At 55.1% G+C, this 18977-nt stretch carries 14 protein-coding genes; 7 read left to right on the top strand and 7 right to left on the bottom strand.

The window, feature by feature from the left end; genetic code table 11:
• Positions 1-2: 2 nt before the first annotated feature.
• From ON072_RS14855 to ON072_RS14845, 3 genes are read right to left on the bottom strand one after another with little or no spacing between them, the layout of a single operon-like run.
• Positions 3-2276: a PfaB family protein gene (locus ON072_RS14855; RefSeq protein WP_261753225.1), complete on the bottom strand. Its 2274-nt coding sequence runs from the start codon at positions 2274-2276 to the stop codon at positions 3-5.
• Positions 2273-9844 carry a type I polyketide synthase gene (locus ON072_RS14850; RefSeq protein ID WP_261753226.1) on the bottom strand — a complete coding sequence of 2524 codons (7572 nt, stop codon included), beginning with the start codon at positions 9842-9844 and terminating at the stop codon, positions 2273-2275. The genes ON072_RS14855 and ON072_RS14850 overlap by 4 nt, the downstream gene beginning before the upstream one ends.
• A complete protein-coding gene (locus tag ON072_RS14845) occupies positions 9841-10626 on the bottom strand; it encodes a helix-turn-helix domain-containing protein (protein WP_044734910.1) in 786 nt (261 codons plus the stop codon). The genes ON072_RS14850 and ON072_RS14845 overlap by 4 nt, the downstream gene beginning before the upstream one ends.
• Positions 10627-11018: 392 nt before the next feature.
• Between ON072_RS14845 and ON072_RS14840 the strand changes: the two genes are divergently transcribed.
• Together ON072_RS14840 and ON072_RS14835 are read left to right on the top strand one after the other, a co-directional pair.
• The gene (locus ON072_RS14840; protein WP_145839011.1) at positions 11019-11303 is read left to right on the top strand and encodes a hypothetical protein; all 285 of its coding nucleotides are present in this window, start codon (positions 11019-11021) and stop codon (positions 11301-11303) included.
• A 146-nt stretch (positions 11304-11449) separates the two neighbouring features.
• Positions 11450-12190: a 4'-phosphopantetheinyl transferase family protein gene (locus tag ON072_RS14835; protein WP_261753227.1), complete on the top strand. Its 741-nt coding sequence runs from the start codon at positions 11450-11452 to the stop codon at positions 12188-12190.
• Positions 12191-12252: 62 nt separating this feature from the next.
• On the opposite strand, the gene queF is transcribed toward ON072_RS14835, so the two are convergent.
• Complete coding sequence (gene queF / locus ON072_RS14830) at positions 12253-13110, bottom strand: NADPH-dependent 7-cyano-7-deazaguanine reductase QueF (RefSeq protein ID WP_261753228.1); 858 nt, start codon at positions 13108-13110, stop codon at positions 12253-12255.
• 59 nt (positions 13111-13169) lie between these two features.
• Here queF and syd point away from each other — a divergent pair, with 59 nt between their 5' ends.
• Entirely contained in the window at positions 13170-13811 is a 642-nt protein-coding gene (gene syd, locus ON072_RS14825) for a SecY-interacting protein (protein WP_208161255.1), read from the top strand.
• 75 nt (positions 13812-13886) lie between these two features.
• Here syd and ON072_RS14820 read toward each other — a convergent pair whose 3' ends face one another.
• Both ON072_RS14820 and ON072_RS14815 read right to left on the bottom strand, forming a co-directional pair.
• Entirely contained in the window at positions 13887-14660 is a 774-nt protein-coding gene (locus ON072_RS14820; protein WP_028779837.1) for a Zn-ribbon-containing protein, read from the bottom strand.
• On the bottom strand, positions 14660-14998 hold the full coding sequence (locus ON072_RS14815; protein ID WP_208161254.1) for a hypothetical protein: 339 nt from the start codon (positions 14996-14998) through the stop codon (positions 14660-14662). Before ON072_RS14815 ends, ON072_RS14820 begins: the two co-directional genes overlap by 1 nt.
• 166 nt (positions 14999-15164) lie before the next feature.
• On the opposite strand from ON072_RS14815, the gene ON072_RS14810 reads away from it, so the two are divergent.
• A complete protein-coding gene (locus tag ON072_RS14810; RefSeq protein WP_037466957.1) occupies positions 15165-15530 on the top strand; it encodes a DUF3192 domain-containing protein in 366 nt (121 codons plus the stop codon).
• A gap of 22 nt (positions 15531-15552) precedes the next feature.
• On the opposite strand, the gene ON072_RS14805 is transcribed toward ON072_RS14810, so the two are convergent.
• Positions 15553-15783 (bottom strand): DUF2789 domain-containing protein, encoded by a 231-nt coding sequence (locus tag ON072_RS14805; protein WP_025887242.1) that lies wholly within the window; start codon positions 15781-15783, stop codon positions 15553-15555.
• 490 nt (positions 15784-16273) lie between these two features.
• On the opposite strand from ON072_RS14805, the gene ON072_RS14800 reads away from it, so the two are divergent.
• The 3 genes from ON072_RS14800 to ON072_RS14790 all read left to right on the top strand — a co-directional run bounded on the left by ON072_RS14800 (position 16274) and on the right by ON072_RS14790 (position 18014).
• Positions 16274-16924, top strand: a complete 651-nt coding sequence (locus ON072_RS14800) for a GNAT family N-acetyltransferase (protein WP_044734907.1) — start codon at positions 16274-16276, stop codon at positions 16922-16924.
• A gap of 12 nt (positions 16925-16936) precedes the next feature.
• Positions 16937-17242, top strand: coding sequence for a DUF962 domain-containing protein (locus ON072_RS14795; protein ID WP_261753229.1), 306 nt, complete (start codon positions 16937-16939; stop codon positions 17240-17242).
• A 436-nt stretch (positions 17243-17678) separates the two neighbouring features.
• On the top strand, positions 17679-18014 hold the full coding sequence (locus ON072_RS14790; RefSeq protein ID WP_101060008.1) for a hypothetical protein: 336 nt from the start codon (positions 17679-17681) through the stop codon (positions 18012-18014).
• Positions 18015-18977: the final 963 nt, after the last annotated feature.

The raw sequence follows: 18977 nt of genomic DNA, 5'->3' as shown, positions 1-18977 counted from the left end.
TCTCACGTCACTAAGTTATCGGGCCGGGCAAGCTGTGGATACAGTGCCGCTGTGGCCAGTGGGACCCTGTGGCTGATGAGTCGAGCCAGGGCCTTGAGTAATGCTTTGTTGTCGGCGGAGCCGCTATGCTTGCGATCGCAGCCAAAGGCCTTGATATCGCTGGAGAGCTGTTTTCCGGCCATCGCCTGGATAATGCTGCTGGTTTGGCTGTCGGCGCCTACCTCCAGAAACAGCTGCGCGCCATGTTTTCGGGCTCTTTGCAGTAGCGACTCCACATCGAGTGGCTGGCTGAAACAAGTCGCTATGGTCTCGGCTATCTGCTTGCGCTCAAGCCTGGCAGGTTTTAGCGGCTGCTCGCTGCCGGCGCTGATATAGATGGGCTGCGGCTGTTCAAGCTCACCCGAGAGTGGTCTGTCATAAAAGGCGGTCAATTCTGGCTTTACACGCAGGGCCGCCGGTGTGTGCATGGCGGTGACTCGGTTGGCGGCAACGCCGCGTTTGCCAAGGGCCTTTATCAGTGCCCGGCACTGAGCCTCATCCCCGGCCAGCACGCAGCTAGGCCCCTGACGTATGGCGAGGTAGACCCGCGAGTAAGCCGGGTTTTGCAATAATGGCGTGATGCTGCCTGTATCAATGCGCAGCAGAAAACTGTTCCAGCAGATGGCATCTCTGGCATCGAGTTGCCACTCCTGGCGCACGGCTGTGAGCGCGCCCGAGATCTGCTCCGAGAAAATCCGGCTTTCCAGCGTAGGTTTAACCAAAGCAAAAGGCTTGTCCCAGACGCCATTGGCGGCAAACATGGCCGCTTCGCCCATAGAGTAGCCGATGGTAAAGGCCGGGCGGAGCTTGAACTCACGCCGCAGTATCTGCGTCAGCAGCACACTGGCGCCGACCCCGGCAACGGCCTGCTCGGCGAGTGTCATTGTTGGCGCCGGACTGGGTGCGGCCTCTTCTTTATCGCTCAAGGTTGTTTCTTTGGAAGCATCGCTCAAGGCTGATGTATAAGAAATATCACTCAAGGCTGTTGGCAGCAGGGTGGATAGGGCGACATTTTCGGCTGTTGCTGCGGCCTCAAAATCGGCATAACTCTTGGGGAAGGCCTGCTTTAAGGCGCCGAGCATGCCATGGTAAGCCGTGCCGACACCCGGGTAGACAAAGCAGAGGCGAGCAGGGCCCAGCGGCTGGGCGCAAAAAACGCTGCCATTTGGCGTAATAAGCTCAAGCTCTGGCACTTCGGCCAAAGACGTTATTTTCCGAAGCTGACCCAGGAGCAATTCGCTCTCGGCAATAAGCTCGGCGGCATCTCTGCCAATAAGCGCCAGCGAATAGTATTCGCCGCCCTCGGGCGCTGTGCCTGAAAAGCTCTGCTCCAGGGTTTTCAGTTCATCCGTCAGCCAGCGCGCCAGAGCATCTGCGCTCATCGATTGGCTCAGGCGACTTTTGGCCTGCTGCAGCGCAGTTTGCGCCTCACTGAGCAGAGTCTTTGGGCTGGCAATCAAGGTCAGCGGTAAAAGCCAGGGTGCTCCTTGGGGGCAAAGGCCAGAGGTTGATTCTTTTCCAAAAGCCAAGCCGCTCACACCAGAGCTGTTCAGGCAAGAGTCGCTCAAGGCTGTTTCATCACAAGAACCGCTCAGGGCTGTTTTATCACAAGAACCGCTCAAGGCTGTTTCATCACAAGAGCCGCTCAGGACTTTTTTGTCATAAGAGCCGCTCAAGGCTGTGCCTTGGCTGAGGATCAGCGCCATAGCCGGGGAGTTACTGGCCAGCGCCAGAGACTTACCTTGAAAAGGCAACCCCGCCATTTTCTGCGTCAGGCGCCGCTTGGCAAATGCCTCCAGTTGCAGGCATAACTGCTCAAGCTGCAACGGTTGGTCCAGAAACAGAGTGTCCCTTTCCTCCGGCTCCGGGCGTTTTGCCTGCTGCCAGGCCTGCTTAAGAAGCTGCTGCGGCTTGTGAGTGCCATGGCTTAAGGCCTGCAGCAAGGCTTGGGGATGCAGTCTTGCCTGCGCCGCATCGACTGCGCTTAGCAGCAATAGCCGCTGCTTTGATGGCAGCACCAGGCTCAGGCTTGCCCCGGCCTTGACCTCGGCCACCAGCCAAGGCCAGTCGGGAACCTGATTGCTATCAAACGCGATAGTGCGCAAGGCTGCCCGAAGCTTGGGCGCCAGGCTTTGCTCCTCTTCGACCAGGCACAGTGCCAGCCGCAGCGGCTTTTCGGCCGCGGACTCAGCTGGCTTTACTCCAATGTGAGGCATAGGGCCTATCGCTTTGCTCAAGGCCTTTCTCTATTACCTGTGGCGGCCTTGGCCGGTTCAAAGGCGGCATTGAGCCCCTTGCTAATGGTGACCTTGGCATTTTCCAGCCCGGTTTGCAGCTGGCCCTCGGCGTTGAACAGGGCCAGATCGGCGCTGAGCTGACGGCTGGAGTGCTTGGTCACCTGCAGGCGAATAAGGCCAGTGTCATTTTCAGGCAGCAGGGCGTTTTGCCAGAGTGCCGCCAGTGAGGAGGGCAGGCTGGCGGCATCGTATTTGAGCCGGGCCCAGATCAACATAGCCTGCAGCAGTGCGTCTTGCTGGATCAGGGCGCGATCTTCGCTCGATGCGGCATCCGGTAGCCGGTATCGGCAGCTAAGCCCTTGATCGTCAAACTGCAGCACCTCAGTAATGGCCTGCAGCTGCGGGCCATGGAACAGGGCGCCGCTGTGATAAAACTCACTGCCTTGCCGTACTTGGAGCTCACCTTCGCCTATCTCAGTCATAGAAACATGCGCCAGTGGCTGACTGGCTTGCTGCGGCATTAACGGCTGCTGGATTAACGGAAGCAGGGTCGCCTGGTACTGAGGCCGCTCATCACAGCTGATGCTCGCCTGCAGCTCGCCGTCGGTTCCCAGCGTCAGGCTGAGCTGCAATCGCTTTTCATCACTGTCAAATACCACGCCTTTGAGCAGCTTATAGTCCACGGCGCGCCAATCGCCGCCAAAGAGGCTCTGGGCACTTTGCAGCATCCACTGGAGCGCGCAGACAGTCGGCCATACCGGATTGCCACCTATGCAGTGATCTTCCAGCAGCGCCAGCTCCTGGCGCTTGATTGCGCGACTCAGGGTTTGAGGGCTAGCTTGGGCCTCCAGCGTATCTGTGTGGTTCAGGCCTTGTTTGCCATCCGGGCCTTGCATGCTGGAGCCAATCAATAGCTGCGGCTCTGAGCGGGCCAGAATCGCCTCGGCAAACAGCTTGGCACCGGCTTCTCTTGGGATCACATAGACGCCGCGGGACTCAAACATCTGCTTCAGCGCCGCGTTGACCATGCCGCCATCCCAGGGGCCCCAGTTGAAACTGATCACTCGGGTGGTCGGCAACTCATGATGCAGCCGATGAGCGGTTTTATTGAGAATTTCATTGGCCATGGCGTAGTCGCTCTGGCCTGTGTTGCCGTAGAAACCGGCGGCGGAGGAAAACAGCGCCAACAGTTTTAAGTGCTCGGCGGCCTTTTTGTTTGGTGCCAAGGCTCTGAGTAAGGCGGAGAGGCCGCCAACCTTGGTGCCTGTAACCAATTCGAGTTCGGCGAGGGTCTTGTCGGCGATGTGTTTATCGGCCAACACCCCGGCGCCGTGAATCAGCCCGCTGATAGGCGCCAATGCCTGAATGGGCGCCAGTGTGGACGCGACCGCATCCGGGTTACTGACATCCAGACTCAGGTATTCGGCGCTGGCACCTATGGCCTCAAAGCGCTTGAGCGCCGCGTGAATCTCAAGCGCGTTGACAAGAGGTTTTATCAGGGCTTCCACTTCCTTGGGCGAGGGCTTTTGCCCCTTGGCCAATAGCGCGGTGATTGCGGCCGCTTTTAGCTGACCGCTCTCAAGCCCTTGGGCCCAATCGGGGAATGCTTCCAATGCCAAGGCCTTGCTACGACCGGCGAGAATAAAGTGACTGCCACTTTGGCGGGCCAGCGCCAGGGCACAGTCCAGGGTGACGCCTTTTGCGCCCCCGGTCACCAGTATTTTATCTGAACTATCTAGCCTGCATGGCGCCAGGCTTGTATCGGCAGCATTCAGGTCATCGGCCGAAGTCGCTACCAGGGTCACTCTGCCGGCGGCGCTTTTGCCCCACTCCAACGGATCCTGACTCGGGCTGTAGAGCGCATCCATGACTTGCGAGGCCAGCGCCGAGGCATCAAGCTCAGGAGCAAGATCCAGCGCGCGGCAATGCACCTGAGGCCACTCCTGCGCCAGGGTCTTGGTTAAGCCAAACAGGGCGCTCTGATTCAATTCACAGGGCTGACCGCTGAAACCCAGCTGACCATCCATGCGCGCCACAGTGATAAAGGCGCGGCGGCCTTTTGTCGGCGTTTGCCAGGCTGGGCTCAAATGCTTGGCGAACAGGAAGCTCAGTTGTACCTGAGTCTTGGCCGTGATGTTGAGCGGCATCAACTCCCCGAGTTGTTCCCGCGGCAGTTGTGGCTGCAGATGGATATAGATGGCCACTTGCTGTTTGAGCCCGGCGATGAGCGCCTCGACTCCGGCATCATCATTGCTGGCCAGAGTCAGGATTGGCAGTTTGCTATCCAGCGCCGATTGCGAATCGGTTGCCGCCGGGCGCACCAGAGTGACACTGATGCCACTGTCGGTCAGTTTCTTGGCCAGGACACCGGCGTTGTGGCCGTCATCGAGCAGCAGCGCACAGCTGTTCGCGGCAAACAGAGCCTCGGCGCTTGCGCCTGAGAATCTATCTGCCGCCGGCAGCTTTTTTAGGCTGACTCCCGAATGGGGCGGCAAGGCCACACTCGGCTGAGTGTTTGGCGTCTCATCGGTTTGGGTTAGCGGCTCGGCTGCATGCTCAGCGTTTGAACCGGCAAAACAATCTATGATCTGCCCCAGGGTGCGGCATTCGCTTAAGCTTGCGGCGTCCAGCTGTGGCAGCTCTGGCAATTGGTCTTGCACTGTGCCGAGAATTTCCACCCGCTTGATGGAATCGATACCGAGATCGGCCTCCATATCCATCCCCAGTTCGAGCATTTCGGCCGGGTAGCCGGTCTTCTCTGCCACTACCTGCAGCATGATTGCCGTGATATCACTCTGATTTGAAACTGGCTCAGGCTGCGCGTTTGAATCCACTCCGGCGCTTTGCTGCAGATAATCGACTATCTGCCCCAGGGTGCGGCATTCACTTAGAGTTGCGGCATCCAATTGTGGCAGCTCAGGCAATTGGTCCTGCACAGTGCCGAGAATTTCCACCCGCTTGATAGAATCGATACCGAGGTCGGCCTCCATATCCATCCCCAGCTCGAGCATTTCGGCCGGGTAGCCGGTCTTGTCGGCCACCACCTGCAGCATCAGTGCAGTGACATCATTCTGATTTGCATGAGCTGTGTTTGACTTGACTGTACTTGACAGGGCGGGGCTCGGCTGAATTGGCTCAGGCTGAACGCTTGAATCCACACCGGCGCTTTGCTGCAGATAGTCGACAATTTGCCCCAGGGTGCGGCATTCGCTTAGGGTGGCGGCATCCAGCGGCGGCAGCTCAGGCAATTCATCTTGCACTGTGCCGAGAATTTCCACCCGCTTGATGGAATCGATACCGAGATCGGCCTCCATATCCATCCCCAGCTCGAGCATTTCGGCCGGGTAGCCGGTTTTGTCGGCCACTACCTTCAGCATCAGTGCCGTGACATCATTTTGATCTGCATGAGCCGTGTTTGACAGGGCTGGGCTTGGCTGAATTGGCTCGGGCTGCACGCTGGCGTTCACACCGGCACTTTGCTGCAGATAGTCGACAATCTGCCCCAGGGTGCGGCATTCGCTTAGGGTGGCGGCATCCAATTGTGGCAAGTTGGGCAATTGATCCTGCACTGTGCCGAGAATTTCTACCCGTTTGATGGAATCGATACCGAGATCGGCCTCCATATCCATCCCCAGCTCCAGCATTTCGGCCGGGTAGCCGGTCTTGTCGGCTACTACCTGCAGCATCAGTGCCGTGACATCATTCTGATCTGCATGGGCCGTGCTTGACAGGGCGGGGCTCGGCTGAATTGGCTCAGGTTGAACGCTTGAATCCACACCGGCGCTTTGCTGCAGATAATCGACAATCTGCCCCAGGGTGCGGCATTCACTTAGAGTTGCCGCATCCAATTGTGGCAAGTTGGGCAATTGATCTTGCACTGTGCTCAAGATCTCCACCCGCTTGATGGAGTCGATACCGAGATCGGCCTCCATGTCCATCCCCAGCTCCAGCATTTCCGTGGGGTAGCCTGTCTTCTCGGCCACCACTTGCAACATCAGCTCTTCGACACCTGTGCTTGGCTTGGCAGTGGTTACGGCTACTGCTGGGGCTGGGACTGGGACAGGGGCTGGAGCTTGAGGCCGGCTCTGTAGCACTTGGCTTGGTTGCTGGGGCGTGCTCGCTGCTTTGACTGGCGCTGCGGCGTGAGTTACAGGCGCTGCAGCCTGGACGGGCACTGGCACTGCTTGGGTTTGCTCTATATTGGGCAACACAGCACCGCCCTGAAGTTGTTGCAACAACTGCTGGGCGCCGAGATTTTGCGACTGAATAAAGTCGTTGTGGATCTTCAACGTCTCGGCCTGGTGCTGGTGGAACATGGCCAGGGTCTGATTGAGGCTGTCAGGAATCGCTTTGCCGGCCGTCGCCAGTTTTACTTGCTCTGCGAGTAGTTGTTGCACACTGTTGCCATATTGCAATGGGATATTCAGAAACTGCTGATGCAGCTCGGCCAACTGTTGCTGGGCGCTGAAAAACTGCTGTAATTCGCTGCTGTTCGCTGCCTGTGGCGCTGTAGCTTGGCTCGGTTGACTCGGGTTCTGGCTTGCGGCCGCAACTGGGATCTCGACGATTTTTTCCACGACTTTCTCGACTATTTTTGTCTGTTGACTGACCCGGCCCTCTTTGAGTGAGGCCGCCATCTTCTGGGCGGTCGCCGGGCTGATATAGTTACTGGCACCGAGCTTGATAGTCATCGGTGAGGCCTTGTGTTTGGCCTGGGTTTGTACGGCGCGATAGGCATCGGGATCTGTTAGAGGCAGGCCCGCCAATGCCAGGCTGAGCAGGGCTTGCTTCAGCTCAGTGTCGGCGGCCAGTGAATCGATACAGCTTGGGCTGTCCAGCGACAGGAACAGGCATTCGGCGGCGCGATCGCCCAAGGTGGCTTGTGCCAACCTGGCCAGGGTGTTTTTCGGGCCAAACTCGACAAATATTCTGGCGCCGTCCCGGTACATGCTCTCTATCTGCTCACTGAAGCGCACCTGCTTGAGCATATGCTGCTCCAGGTTGGCTCTGAGGCTTTCGGCATCCTGTGCCAGCTTATCACCTGTGGCATTGACATACAGAGGCGTTTTCGCATCGCTCAAGCCCTGGTGGGCAATCGCCTCGGCAAAGGGTTGCTGCGCATGGGCCACCAGCGGAGTGTGGAAGGCACCGGATACCGGCAGCGCTATGGCGCGCAAACCTGCCTCGTTCAGCTTGAGGTTGAGCCGGGCCACCGCTTCACTCGCGCCGGCAATCACAAGCTGAACCGGGCTGTTGATATTGGCTATCTGCACCTCGGGTTCAGTCTGCAGCAGCTGCTCGAGAGTATTGCGCTCTGCGGCCGAAGGCAGAATAACGGCGCTCATGCTGCCCGGGTCTTTATCCTCGGGGACGCTGGCCATGGCATCGCCTCTGGCGAAGGCCAGCGCGTAATAGCTCTCACGGCTCAAGGCACCAGCGGCGCGCAGTGCCGACAGCTCACCAAAGCTGTGACCGGCCAGCATATCCGCCTGGAATCCGGCCTGGCAAAGCAGAGTAAACTGCCCCATGCCGAGGGCGCCGATGGCGCTTTGGGCAAAGCGGGTATTGGCCAGTGCCAGTTCATCCTCTTTGCTGGCCAGGGGCGTGAATTTGGCTATCGGGAACACCCGCGCCGACAAGGGGCCCATGCCGTACTTGTCGGCTATGCCCTGGCGGGAAAACTCACGGTCGGCGGCGGCAAATTCGGCGCGAAGCTCGGGATAGAGCTGGGTTAGCCCAGAGCCCATCTGTAGATACTGACTGCCTTGACCGGCAAACAGGGCGGCGGTCTTGGCCTCAGTCAAAGGCGCGCTGCGGTACTCGACTCCCTGATGTTGCCAACGGGTTTGCGGCTGTTCTTCAGCCGTGCTTTGCAGCTTGTTCAAGGCCTGTTGCAGCTTTTGCTGCAGCTCTATGGTGTCGCAGGCAAGGAGTCCCAGCCTGGGGCCTTGTACCTGTGTCTGGCTGCCGAGGCGATAGGGCGCGCACAGGGTTTCAAGGTCGCCATGGGCATCTGACTCAAGCGTCTTGAGCAGAGCGCTTAGCTCTTGCTCCAGCGCCGGTTTGTCCGGCGCGCAGAACAGCAGCGGCAAAGGTGTGCGTCTCAGGCGAGCGGGTTGCTTGGGTAATTCGGGGCTGTGCTCTTCCAATACCAGGTGGAAGTTGGTGCCACCAAAGCCAAAGGAGCTGACGGCGGCGCGCCTTGGCGTACCGTCGGTTCTTGGCATCCAGGGGCGGGTTTGAGTGTTGAGATAGAAGGGCGATTGCTCCACTGCCATCTTGGGATTGGGCTGCTTTACATTGATGGTGGGCGGCAACACCTTGTGGTGCAGCGCCAAAGCCGCCTTGATCACCCCGGCGGTGCCGGCGGTCGACTTGGTATGGCCCACCTGGGACTTGATTGAACCCAGGGCGATATGTTGCAGCTCAGGATTATCCTGACTCATTACGGCGTTGAGGCCGCTGAATTCGGCCACATCACCGGCGGCCGTACCTGTGCCGTGGGCTTCCATCAGGCCCAGAGTATGGGGCGGGAATCCGGCATCATCGTAGGCCCGCTGCAGCGCTTTGGCCTGGCCTTCGGGGCGCGGCGCGTAAATGCTCTTGAACTTGCCGTCGCTGGAGGCGCCAACCCCTTTGATCACCGCATAGATGCGGTCACCGTCGCGCTCGGCATCATCCAGGCGTTTCAGCGCCACCATGCCTATGCCTTCGCCTATCATCATGCCGCGGGAGTCGGCGTCGAACGGCTTTATCTGCTCGTCGCTGGTAAAGGCCGGGGTCTTGGAGAAGCTCATGTACATATAGGCGGAGTTGTCGGTGCAGACGCCTCCGGTGAGCATCATATCGCTGCGGCCTTCGGTCAGCTCGGTGAGCGCCATTCGCATTGCCGCCAGCGATCCGGCACAGGCGGCGTCGACCACACAGTTCATGCCGCCGAGATCGAAACGGTTGGCAATCCGACCGGCGATAACATTGCCGAGCGACCCCGGGAAGGAGTTTTCCTCCCAATGTATATATTGGTCCTGGAACTTGCGGATCAGCATTTCGCTGTCCTGCTCACTGACGCCACTCTCGCGGAACACCTTTTTCAGCACAGGGTATTGCAGCCTGGCATTGAGGCTTTGGCTGATCTTCTGACCACCGCCAATTCCCAAGGTGATGCCGATGCGGTCGCGGTCATAGTCCGAGCCTTCATGGATACCTGCATCCTCCAACACCTCTTTGGCTACCACCAGCGACAGCAGCTGCGAGGTGTCGGTCAGTTCGAGGATATTGGGCGGCAGACCAAACTCCATGGGGTTGAAATCCACTTCCGGGATAAAGCCGCCGCGCTTGCAGTAACTCTTGTCGGCGGCTTTCTTGTCGGGGTCAAAATAGTCGGCCACTTGCCAGCGGTCGGCGGGCACTTGGGTGATGGCATCTATCTTGTCGCAGATCAGATCCCAAAACTGGTTCAGATAACGGCTGCCGGCAAACAGGCTCGCCATGCCGACTATGGCAATCGGCGTGTCTTTCAGCCTTTTGTTGAGGCGTTTGTCTATCTGAGAGGCTTGTTCTTGGCTCATTGAGCATCTCCATTGGTGGCTGCAAGTTGCGGCCTGGGTTTGCGCCCTGCCTTGGCGGCAGCGGGAAACCTGGACTGGAAAATATGGTAGTTGCGTACCAGCAAGCGGCGTAGTGCAAACGGGGCACGCTTGAGGACGTAGGCTATGTAGCGGTCGGCGGCGAGGGTGTCGTCATCCTGATAGATGTCGACATAGACCCAACCGCTGACGGGATCCATCCCTATGAGTACCGAATGGGTCTGTTGGCCTATGGGAATACTCATGGCTTCGACCTGAACCACAGTGTGTTCATCGGTACTGGGCAGCATCAACGCATCGGCGAGCGTTTGGCTGTTGAGGGTGTAGGTTTGCATTTTGCTGCCGCTGTAGACCGGCAGCTTATTGAAGTGTTTCGGTGGCAGCGAGTGCGCGGCATCGATATTGTCGAGCCGGGATGCGCCGTGGCGTTTCAGACAGCGGGCCAGCCCGGAGCGCGAAACATGGGGATTGATAAACTCCTGGGTGACTTGCAACAGCCTGTCCAGCGGCAGCTTGAGCTGCCAGCGCAGCCCGACAACCACATACTCCTGAATATCGCTCAGGGTAGTATTCAGATGATGCGGGGTATGGGATTGATCCTGTGTCGACTCGCGTTTACGCCACTTGCGAACGGTTGCTTCACTGATATTCAGTAACCGTGCCAGTTGGCTGACATTGAGCTCCGACTCTTGGATAAAGCGGCGCATTTCCGGGGTGGTGGTGGCATTACGATGACGCCGTTTTCCGGTTTGAGTTTGCTTCATAATCAGCTGGGACTAGGCCCTTGGGCTTCCTTTCTCGCCTGTCTGCCATGGTTGCAAACTTCCACAATACTGAGCGTCAGGCTGTTATTTCAGTAACAGGTGAAGCAGATTACCAGTGCCTGCCGCTCGATACAATCATCTGGGACTGAAAATCCTGCTTTTGTTTTAAAGACTTTTGTTCGCTAACTTCGCTTGTTGTTAACTTGTTTTTAAATTGATATAAATTGGTTGTTTTGGTTTTTTGTGCTGTAAAAATGGATATCTGATACCTATTTATCCCTAATCCCCAGTGGTCTGTTGCAGCTTATATTGCAGCTTATGTTACAACCTGGGTATCTGCCTTTAGGGCAACTGGATGAACTGGCATCAGCAACAGAAATGGAGAGTGTCAGGTGTATTTAACAAAAAATAATCTACTGGGAATGGCGAGTGCGGCCTTGTTTACACTACTCGGCGCCGGTTGCAGTGGTACCAGTACCACGACCGCCGAGTTGTCGCCTGAGGACGCGGCCCGCCAACAAAGACTCGATGAACAGGGATACCGCTGCGACCGGGTTAGGGTCACCGGCAGCAATATTCCCAACCGCCGCTGTACAACCGCCCAGCAGCGGGAAAGAGAGCGGGAAGAGGCGAGAGCCTATGTCGATAAAATGAATCAGCAAAACATGAATGATTAAGGAAGGTGCTAATAAGTCTTCGTGGCCTTCTCTTTTGTAGAGAGTGGCTTGCACAGCAATTGGCGTTCAAGGCACTTGAGGCAGGGGGGAGGCCAAGGCAAAATAGCCTACTCCCCCTTGGTTTTTTGGAGCCTCCCATCAACGCCGTGCAACTCTTTTTGTATCCCTTACGCCAGAGTGAGCCTTTAAAAATCAAAGACCTGGCGCTGTGCCTGACGCCGGCCGAGCGGGAAAAGTTTGCCCGAATAAGCCATAAAAAGGTACAACAACGAGCAATAACAAGCCGCGCCTTGCTGAGAAAGACCCTGAGTACTCAAGCGCCGCTTGCAGCCCGGGAGTGGTGTTTCGATTATGGTCCCCAGGGTAAGCCGCGCCTTTGTGATGAGCAGTTTCAACAGACTCAGCTGCATTTTAACCTCAGTCACAGCGGTGATTGGCTGCTGTTGGCATTGCTGAAACATCCTTCTCCTGAATTGCAACTCGGAGTCGATATAGAGCGTTTACGGATGCGCACGGCTATCGATACTGTGATGCGCCACTATTTTGCGCCTTTTGAGCTGCAGCAGTTACGAGATCTGGATGATGCCGCGCGGCGAGAGGCGTTTTTCGATCTCTGGGCCTTGAAAGAGTCTTATATCAAGGCGACAGGCAAAGGGTTGGCGCAGCCGCTCGATGGGTTTGCGTTTGACTTGAGCTCAGGGGAGGCATGCTCGGCCGAGCGGCCAGCCGAGATTGTTTCGATGCGCCGTGGGCTTTTGCTAAAGCCTAAGGAAAACACCCAGTGGCAGAGTTGGCTTGGCCATATGGAGCCGGGTTATCGATTGGCCCTGACGCTGGGGGCGCCTACAACCATCAACTGGCAACTGCAGTGGCACCTTGGTCAGTAGCACTTTGAAATGGGTTACCGGGCAGGAGCGAAAAAGCGGCTTTAAAGCCGCTTTATGTTCGATTACTGTCTTGCCAGGCGTTGGCTTTCCGGCACGTGCTCAAAGTCACTGCGGAAAGGGTTGATGTCCAATCCGCCTCTGCGGGTGTAGCGGGCGTAGACGGTCAATTTACTGCAATGGCAGAAACGCTTCAGATCGGTAAATATCCGCTCCACACACTGCTCGTGGAACTCGTTATGCTGGCGGAAAGAGATCAGATAACGCAGCAGTTTTTCCCTGTCTATCTTGGGTCCCTGGTAGCGGATCATCACGCTGCCCCAATCAGGCTGTGAGGTGATCAAACAGTTGGACTTAAGCAGGTTGGAGTTCAAGGTCTCGGCGACTATCTGCTTGTCGTCTGTGCTGTCCTCGAGCCATTTGGGGTTGAACCCATAGTCGCTGACTTCAATATCCAGATCGTCAATGCAGTGCCCCGGCAGCTCAACAACTCTCTGGCTGTTGAAGTGCTTGGGCTCAATCACTCTGACTTTTATCTCGCCATTGGCACAGCGGCTCAGATCTTGGGTCAGGGTCTGCTCGACGGCTTCAGTACTGTCAAAGCGGGTTTGATTGAAACTGTTCAGATAGAGCTTGAATGATTTGGACTCAATTAAATGCTCACTGTTGAGATCCAGCTGGAACTCGGCGATGGCCACCATGGGTTTGCCCTTGGCATTGAGCCAGGAGAGTTCATAGCCGGTCCAGATATCGGCCCCCTGAAACGGCAGAGGCGCACTCAGGTTGATTGCATCACGGTTGAGTTTGCGGGGCACACCCTGCAACAGCTCAGGGGCGTAATGCTCTTGATAATCTGTCTGCTGACCCAGTGTCAGGCCAGATAAGGCTTCGGCGTTCCGGTAAGGGTCGTGATTCTGTGTCATCAAGCGGGTTTCCGTGTCAAAATAGGCCACCATTATACCTGAATTTGGAAGTGCGATAAGTGTCTTGTGCCCAGGCGTTGGAGCAATTTCTCAGCCGTTATCATCAAAGTTACCAGTCGAGTCTGGGGGAAGGCCCCAGATATTATGCCAGGGGAGAGGCCTCGCCCTGTTTGCTGCAGGAGGATGGCGAAGATCCGCTACTGTGGCAGACTATTCGCCGTGAACAGCCAGGCAGTTTTGCCAATGTCAGTCATGCGCTGGAGTTGCCGCTGCATGCCGATATCGACGAGTTTTATGGGCAGTTTTTTGCCGCGCATCTGTTGTTTGAAGCCGATTTCGGCGAAGGGGAACTATTGCAGCCCTGGAGTCAGGATGATTTTGAGTTTCTGCAGCAGAATCTGATTGGTCACCTGATGATGAAACGCAAGCTCAAGCAGCCACCGACCTGGTTTATCGGTCTATTGGGGCAAGGTGATGAGATGATCTGCGTGGATAATGAAACCGGTGCTGTCTGGCGTGAGACCCCGGGTGAGCTCCCCTCAAAGAAGCTGGCAGACAGCCTGGAAGAGTTTCTTGTTATGCTGCGCCCCAGAGTGGCGCCGGCGGTTGAGCCTGTGGAGGCGGCCATGGCGAATGTCGACCATCCCGGTCTCTGGGCGCGGATGAAGCTTATGTGGCAACACCTGTTTTCCCGCCGCTGACAGTCGGGGTTACCACAATCACTATTGATTGATGATCACTGCTATTGATGATCCTAGACTATTGATTGTCCCAGTTTATTGATGATCCCAGGAGAGGTTGGAGACTATCCGGCAGTTGTCACAGCGGAAATGAAATAGATCCAGCAACGGGCTGGGTTGGCGCCAGTCCGGGTTGCCGCAGCGGGGACAGGGACGGGCCAATTCGGCTTGCTTACTCTCTCCCCCGACCCGGTAAAGGTAGTAATAGGTAGGAATTTGGGTCAGATATTCGATGCGGCCGCGTAGATCCCAGCCGCGGCGAAACAGATCGCTGTCCGGGCTGGAAAGCTCCTCGAGGGCGGCAAACTCGGCCTTGGTTGCTGCGGCCATTTGCAGTTCATCACAGGCTTGCCACTCGGTTTGCCAACGGATCACCCGCTTGTGATCGCCGTTGAAGGTCGCGGGAATACGGTAGAGGGGAATGGGTAGCAAGTTATCGCCGCTGCGCAGCGGTGAGCACATATGCACATAGCTGGTATAAAGCAGCTGCCAACTTGGGGGCTCCAGGGTGCTGACCTCGGAATTGATATCCTGACCTATGAGCTTTTCCTTGGGGGCCAGCAGTTTGGCCTCGGTTAACTGCTGCAACGCCTGTTTGGCCCAGGGACTGTTGTGCCTGTTGGCCAGACTGGTTTCTTCCGGTAGCAGCAGCCTGACTCTGAACTCCCCGTCCCTAAAGGCCACCGCAAATTCGCGCCCCAATACCTGACCGTTGGCCCGCCAGGCCTCAAGCAGGGTATTGATGGCTTTTTCTGCGGCGCTGATAGTGGTGTTGGCAAAGCATTCAAACCTGAGTTCGCAGACAAACATTATTGCTGTTCCTCAAGCTTGGCGAGTCTTTGTTGCAAGGCCGCGAATTCTTGTTTCAGTTGCTGCTGATCCTGGCGTAGCAGGCTGATTTCCTGCTGGAGAACTTCTACTGTGGTGACAGCTTGTTGTGGCACGGTTTCTTGCAGTTGAGGTGCGTCTTCAAGCAGTTTTTCCCGTTCACTCTCTGGCAGGGATTTGAAACGCTGCAGACCTTCAACCAGCAGTGGCATTGGTAACTTGTTGCCGAGTCTTGCCTTAATCAGTGCCAGAGAGGGAGTATGGCCGCTTTGGGCTACTGCCGCCGCCGCGGCCATGACCTGTTCCAGTGGAGTGGACATCTTGGTAAAAAACCTCACATTTTCGCGAATAGCTACATAGTGCAGCAGTTGTTTGCTTTTATCATTTTGATATTTATCAGTTTATTTTTTGGCCTGCATGTTGCAAAGCGTTTGCTGCATTTGCTTAACAAAAGTCAACATTTGATAAATATAACAAGGAGTGACAATGAACAAGTTATTACTGCCACTGATGGGGATTGCAAGCTTAGGGCTTAGTGCCTGTGTGGTCAATGTCGGCGATCACGAAGCCAACTGGGATGAAAAGGAGTCCTGGCAATTACAGCAACAGCAAAATCAGCAACAACTGGCCAAGTTGACTCTGGGGATGGATCAGCAACAGGTGCAGCAGCTCATGGGGCAGGCCGACTTTAATGAAGCCTTTCTCTCCAATGATCAGCAAGTACAGGTACTATTTTACCGTACCCGCCACAGACACAGTGATGGCAAGACCACCAAGGATGAGTGCACCCCCTTGGTGTTTCGCGATCAACAACTGATTGGCTGGGGCGATAAGGCCTACGCGCAGCTGTAATTCAAACTCATCCCAATCCCAATCAACTCCTGAGCTGGGCGTCCAAATGGTCTATGGTGTCTGACCATTGGGCGTCCTCGGCCAGAGCCTCTGTTAAAAAAGTGCGCTGCGCTTCATTCCAGAATGGTGCATCCACCAGTTTGACTCCCTCGGGGATAGAATGTGCGCCGATAAAGCCTTCTATCGCCTTGCTGCTGCTGGGGAGTCCCAATTGCTCAAATAAATGGGCCAAGTCTGTGTGGGTGGTATCCATATTCTGACCTCCTGAAATCCCGACATATATTGCCAAGGTGATGAGTGATGGGTGAACAAGCCTTAATAAAACAGATAGTAAGCCTTATTCCTTCCCCTTAGGGAAGGTGCGAATAAGTCCTCGTGGCACTCTGGCTTGCACAGCAATTGGCGTTCAAGGCATATGACTGAAGGCATGCCGGGGCCTGTCGAAGTCAGATAACGCAGAGAGCCGGTTGCTGTGAAAGCCCCTAAGGGCGTGGCTTACAGGCCTGCCTGCTGTGTTGTGCTTCTTGCAAAGGACTAGGGCCATTTGCTGCGAACCACGCCTTGCATCCAAGCCCGTAAGCCGACGCAGAGCCCACATGGGACTTGTTCGCGCCTTCCTTAGCTTATACCAATCTGCCTAAAGATGAAGTGACAATGCCTGGCAAGCAAGATCAAGATATTGCACTTTGATCCAATATTGTTAAATTGGAAATTGCCCTTTTGGCTGACAAGGACAACAACAAATGGAAACCCAGACTCCCGATTCTCTGCGTGCCGTCTACCTGACAGCGGAAGATTTGCGCCTGGCCGCATCAATTCTCTATAACGCCTATCACGATGATGCGTTTTTTCAGCAGACCTTGCCGGCCGCCAATGCCGCCGAATATGAACAAAAGCTCAGGGCCGCGATCCGTGAAGAGCTCAATGAGCTTTGGCAACAGGAGCAGCCTCTTATTGGGTTGTTCGACGATGAGCGCTTGATTGGGGTTGCCTGCGTGGTGACCTCATCACTTCCCCAGGGGGAGGGGCGCTATTGGCATTGGCGTTTGAAAATGCTGCTGGGGACGGGCTGGCAATCAACGCAGAAGTTGATGCAGAAGGAGAATTCAATTCTGGAGCACCTGCCGGCTACTGAATACGGCATTATACAGTTCATTGCAGTAGCTTTAACCGAGCAGCGCAAGGGTTATGGCAAGTTGCTCGTCCAGGCGGTATTGGGTTGGTGTGATGAGCAGCCGGAGCTGGAAGGGGTTGGAGTTTTTGTGACTGAGGATGGCCATTCTCATCTGTTCCGAGAGCAAGGCTTTGTACCCGTGGTTGAGCTCAATATAGGGCAGTTAACCGGAGAGTTGCTCTTTTACCACAGTCATACCGATGATGACGTCTACCAATAACAGGAGTTAAGCATGGAGCAAAAGTACAAGAATTTTGCTGAGTTTTATCCTTTCTACCTGTCTCAGCATTCCGATCCCGTATGCCGAGGTTTGCATTATCTAGGTTCGACCCTGGTATTGCTTATTCTGTTATTCAGCCTGCTTAGTGGACAATTTGTATGGCTCTTGGCTCTGCCTGTGGTGGGTTATGGCTTTGCCTGGATTGGTCACTTTGGTTTTGAACACAATAAGCCGGCGACCTTTCAATACCCAGTCTACAGCTTGATGGCTGACTGGGTCATGTTGGCCCAATTTGTCAGTGGCAAACGTCGTTTCTGAGTGTTTTTGGTTATTTACCAGTACCAATGTGAGATATGTCTCACAAAGCTGTGCGACAAACATAAGACTTATTTGCTGTTCTTACTGGCGAATAATTAAATATTGTTAATAAACAATTAATTATCATTTCATTAGCGACTACTGAATATTTGTCATTCCTAGCCTGTTCTAAAATTGACCATCTCAAAGAGGGGTCCTTGGGTACACTTAAGTTGTGGTCAGGGCAGGATACTTTGACAGAGCTTCCAAGGAAAGGAGCTGAAGTTACGAGCCTCAAAGAAGAGAGGGCCTCAAGGAAGAGGGAGCCGCAAGGAAAGCAACGCCAAGGAGTTTAAGGCGGCAGCTAAGGCAGGGCAAGTGTCAGGATGACACGTTTGGGAAAGGCCTATGCAAGGACGAGCTGCAAGGAAGCCTGCTAAATGGATTTCAGTCATGGATGACAATCAAGACAGGACGTCTTGAAACCATTCCAGGGAAGTTCAAGCCAAGGAAACGGCTCGCAGGGAAAGCAGTATCCAGGATGGATACACAGGAGATTTTTCCGGTAATAAGGAAATTGCCGCGCCAGGAAAGGCAATTTGAGACAGGAAGGTCTGCTAAGGAAAGCGTTCAGGACGAAGTAGAGGACAGGCTCAGGGATGCCAGCCTTTGGGTTAAGGGAATACCCAACTCATGGACGACAGCTGCTAGTGGATGGGCAAACATGGAAGATGAGTGCCAGGAGGCCACAAGGAGGCTCAAGGGAATTGAGCAGACACCAGGATGGTTGTAAGCAGGGATGAAAAGATAGCTTGGAAGCTGTCGTAACTGAGACAAGGTGTCCACAGGAAGAAATTCATACGCATGGAAGGTGCAGGGAGCACAACTCAGCGGGATGGCTGACAGCAGTAAATAGGGCGCGTCTTAGGACGCGCCTTTTCTTTTGCTGTTTTTTTTATAGGACGTCATTAAAGCTAGGGTCATTCCGGTACTGATTTATAGGCGATGTGTCTTTAACTACACATCGTTTTCCATTAAAGCCGGGCATCGTGTGCGAGATGTCTCACAAGACTGTGAGACAAACAAGAGTTAAACAGCGGGTTTTGTCGTTAAAAAACAATTAAGCCTTTTAAAATCAATTTGTTATAAACATTATTTCAATTGCTACAAAAAAGTTTCACGAGTTATTGAACGGTTTCTGTACAACCCTGGGGCCGGGATTGGATTAGTATTTAAGTCATCCAAGGACAAGGATGATTCAGGGAACAAGGTCAGGAAGACCTAAACCGTGAGGAACACGGTCCAGGGATGACTCAAGGAAGATGCCTATCAGGATGATGGCAAACAGGGAAAGGTACTGACCCAAGGAATGTGGTCAGCGTCAGGAAGACGAAACAGGATGTATTGAACGGATGCGCAAGGACGATACTGGACACGCTTAAGGATAGAGCAAGGCCCGATCAAGGGATAATCGGGACTAAGGGAACAGGTACGCAAGTACAGGGACTCACCAGGATGGTACAGGGAGCGCAGGACGCACGGCATACGCATGGATGGTGCAGGGAAGCAACTTAATAGCTGGAAGGCTTAACAGAGAAACAGATGGGCGCGGCTTAATTGTCGCGCCCTTTCTTATTTTAGGGATTTTTTATTTGGGGACTTAAATGGTTCTCAAACTTTGATGGCGCAAGAGTCTGCTGCCATTTTTCTGATTTTTTATCTGTGTAACCTGGCAAACTTTACTGATTCTTCAACG

It is taken from the genome of Shewanella sp. K8 (genome assembly GCF_028823715.1).
In the GTDB taxonomy this organism is placed as follows: domain Bacteria; phylum Pseudomonadota; class Gammaproteobacteria; order Enterobacterales; family Shewanellaceae; genus Shewanella; species Shewanella algae.
The sequence above is the reverse complement of the archived record's forward strand: the minus strand, read 5'-3'. Positions and strand labels throughout refer to the sequence as shown.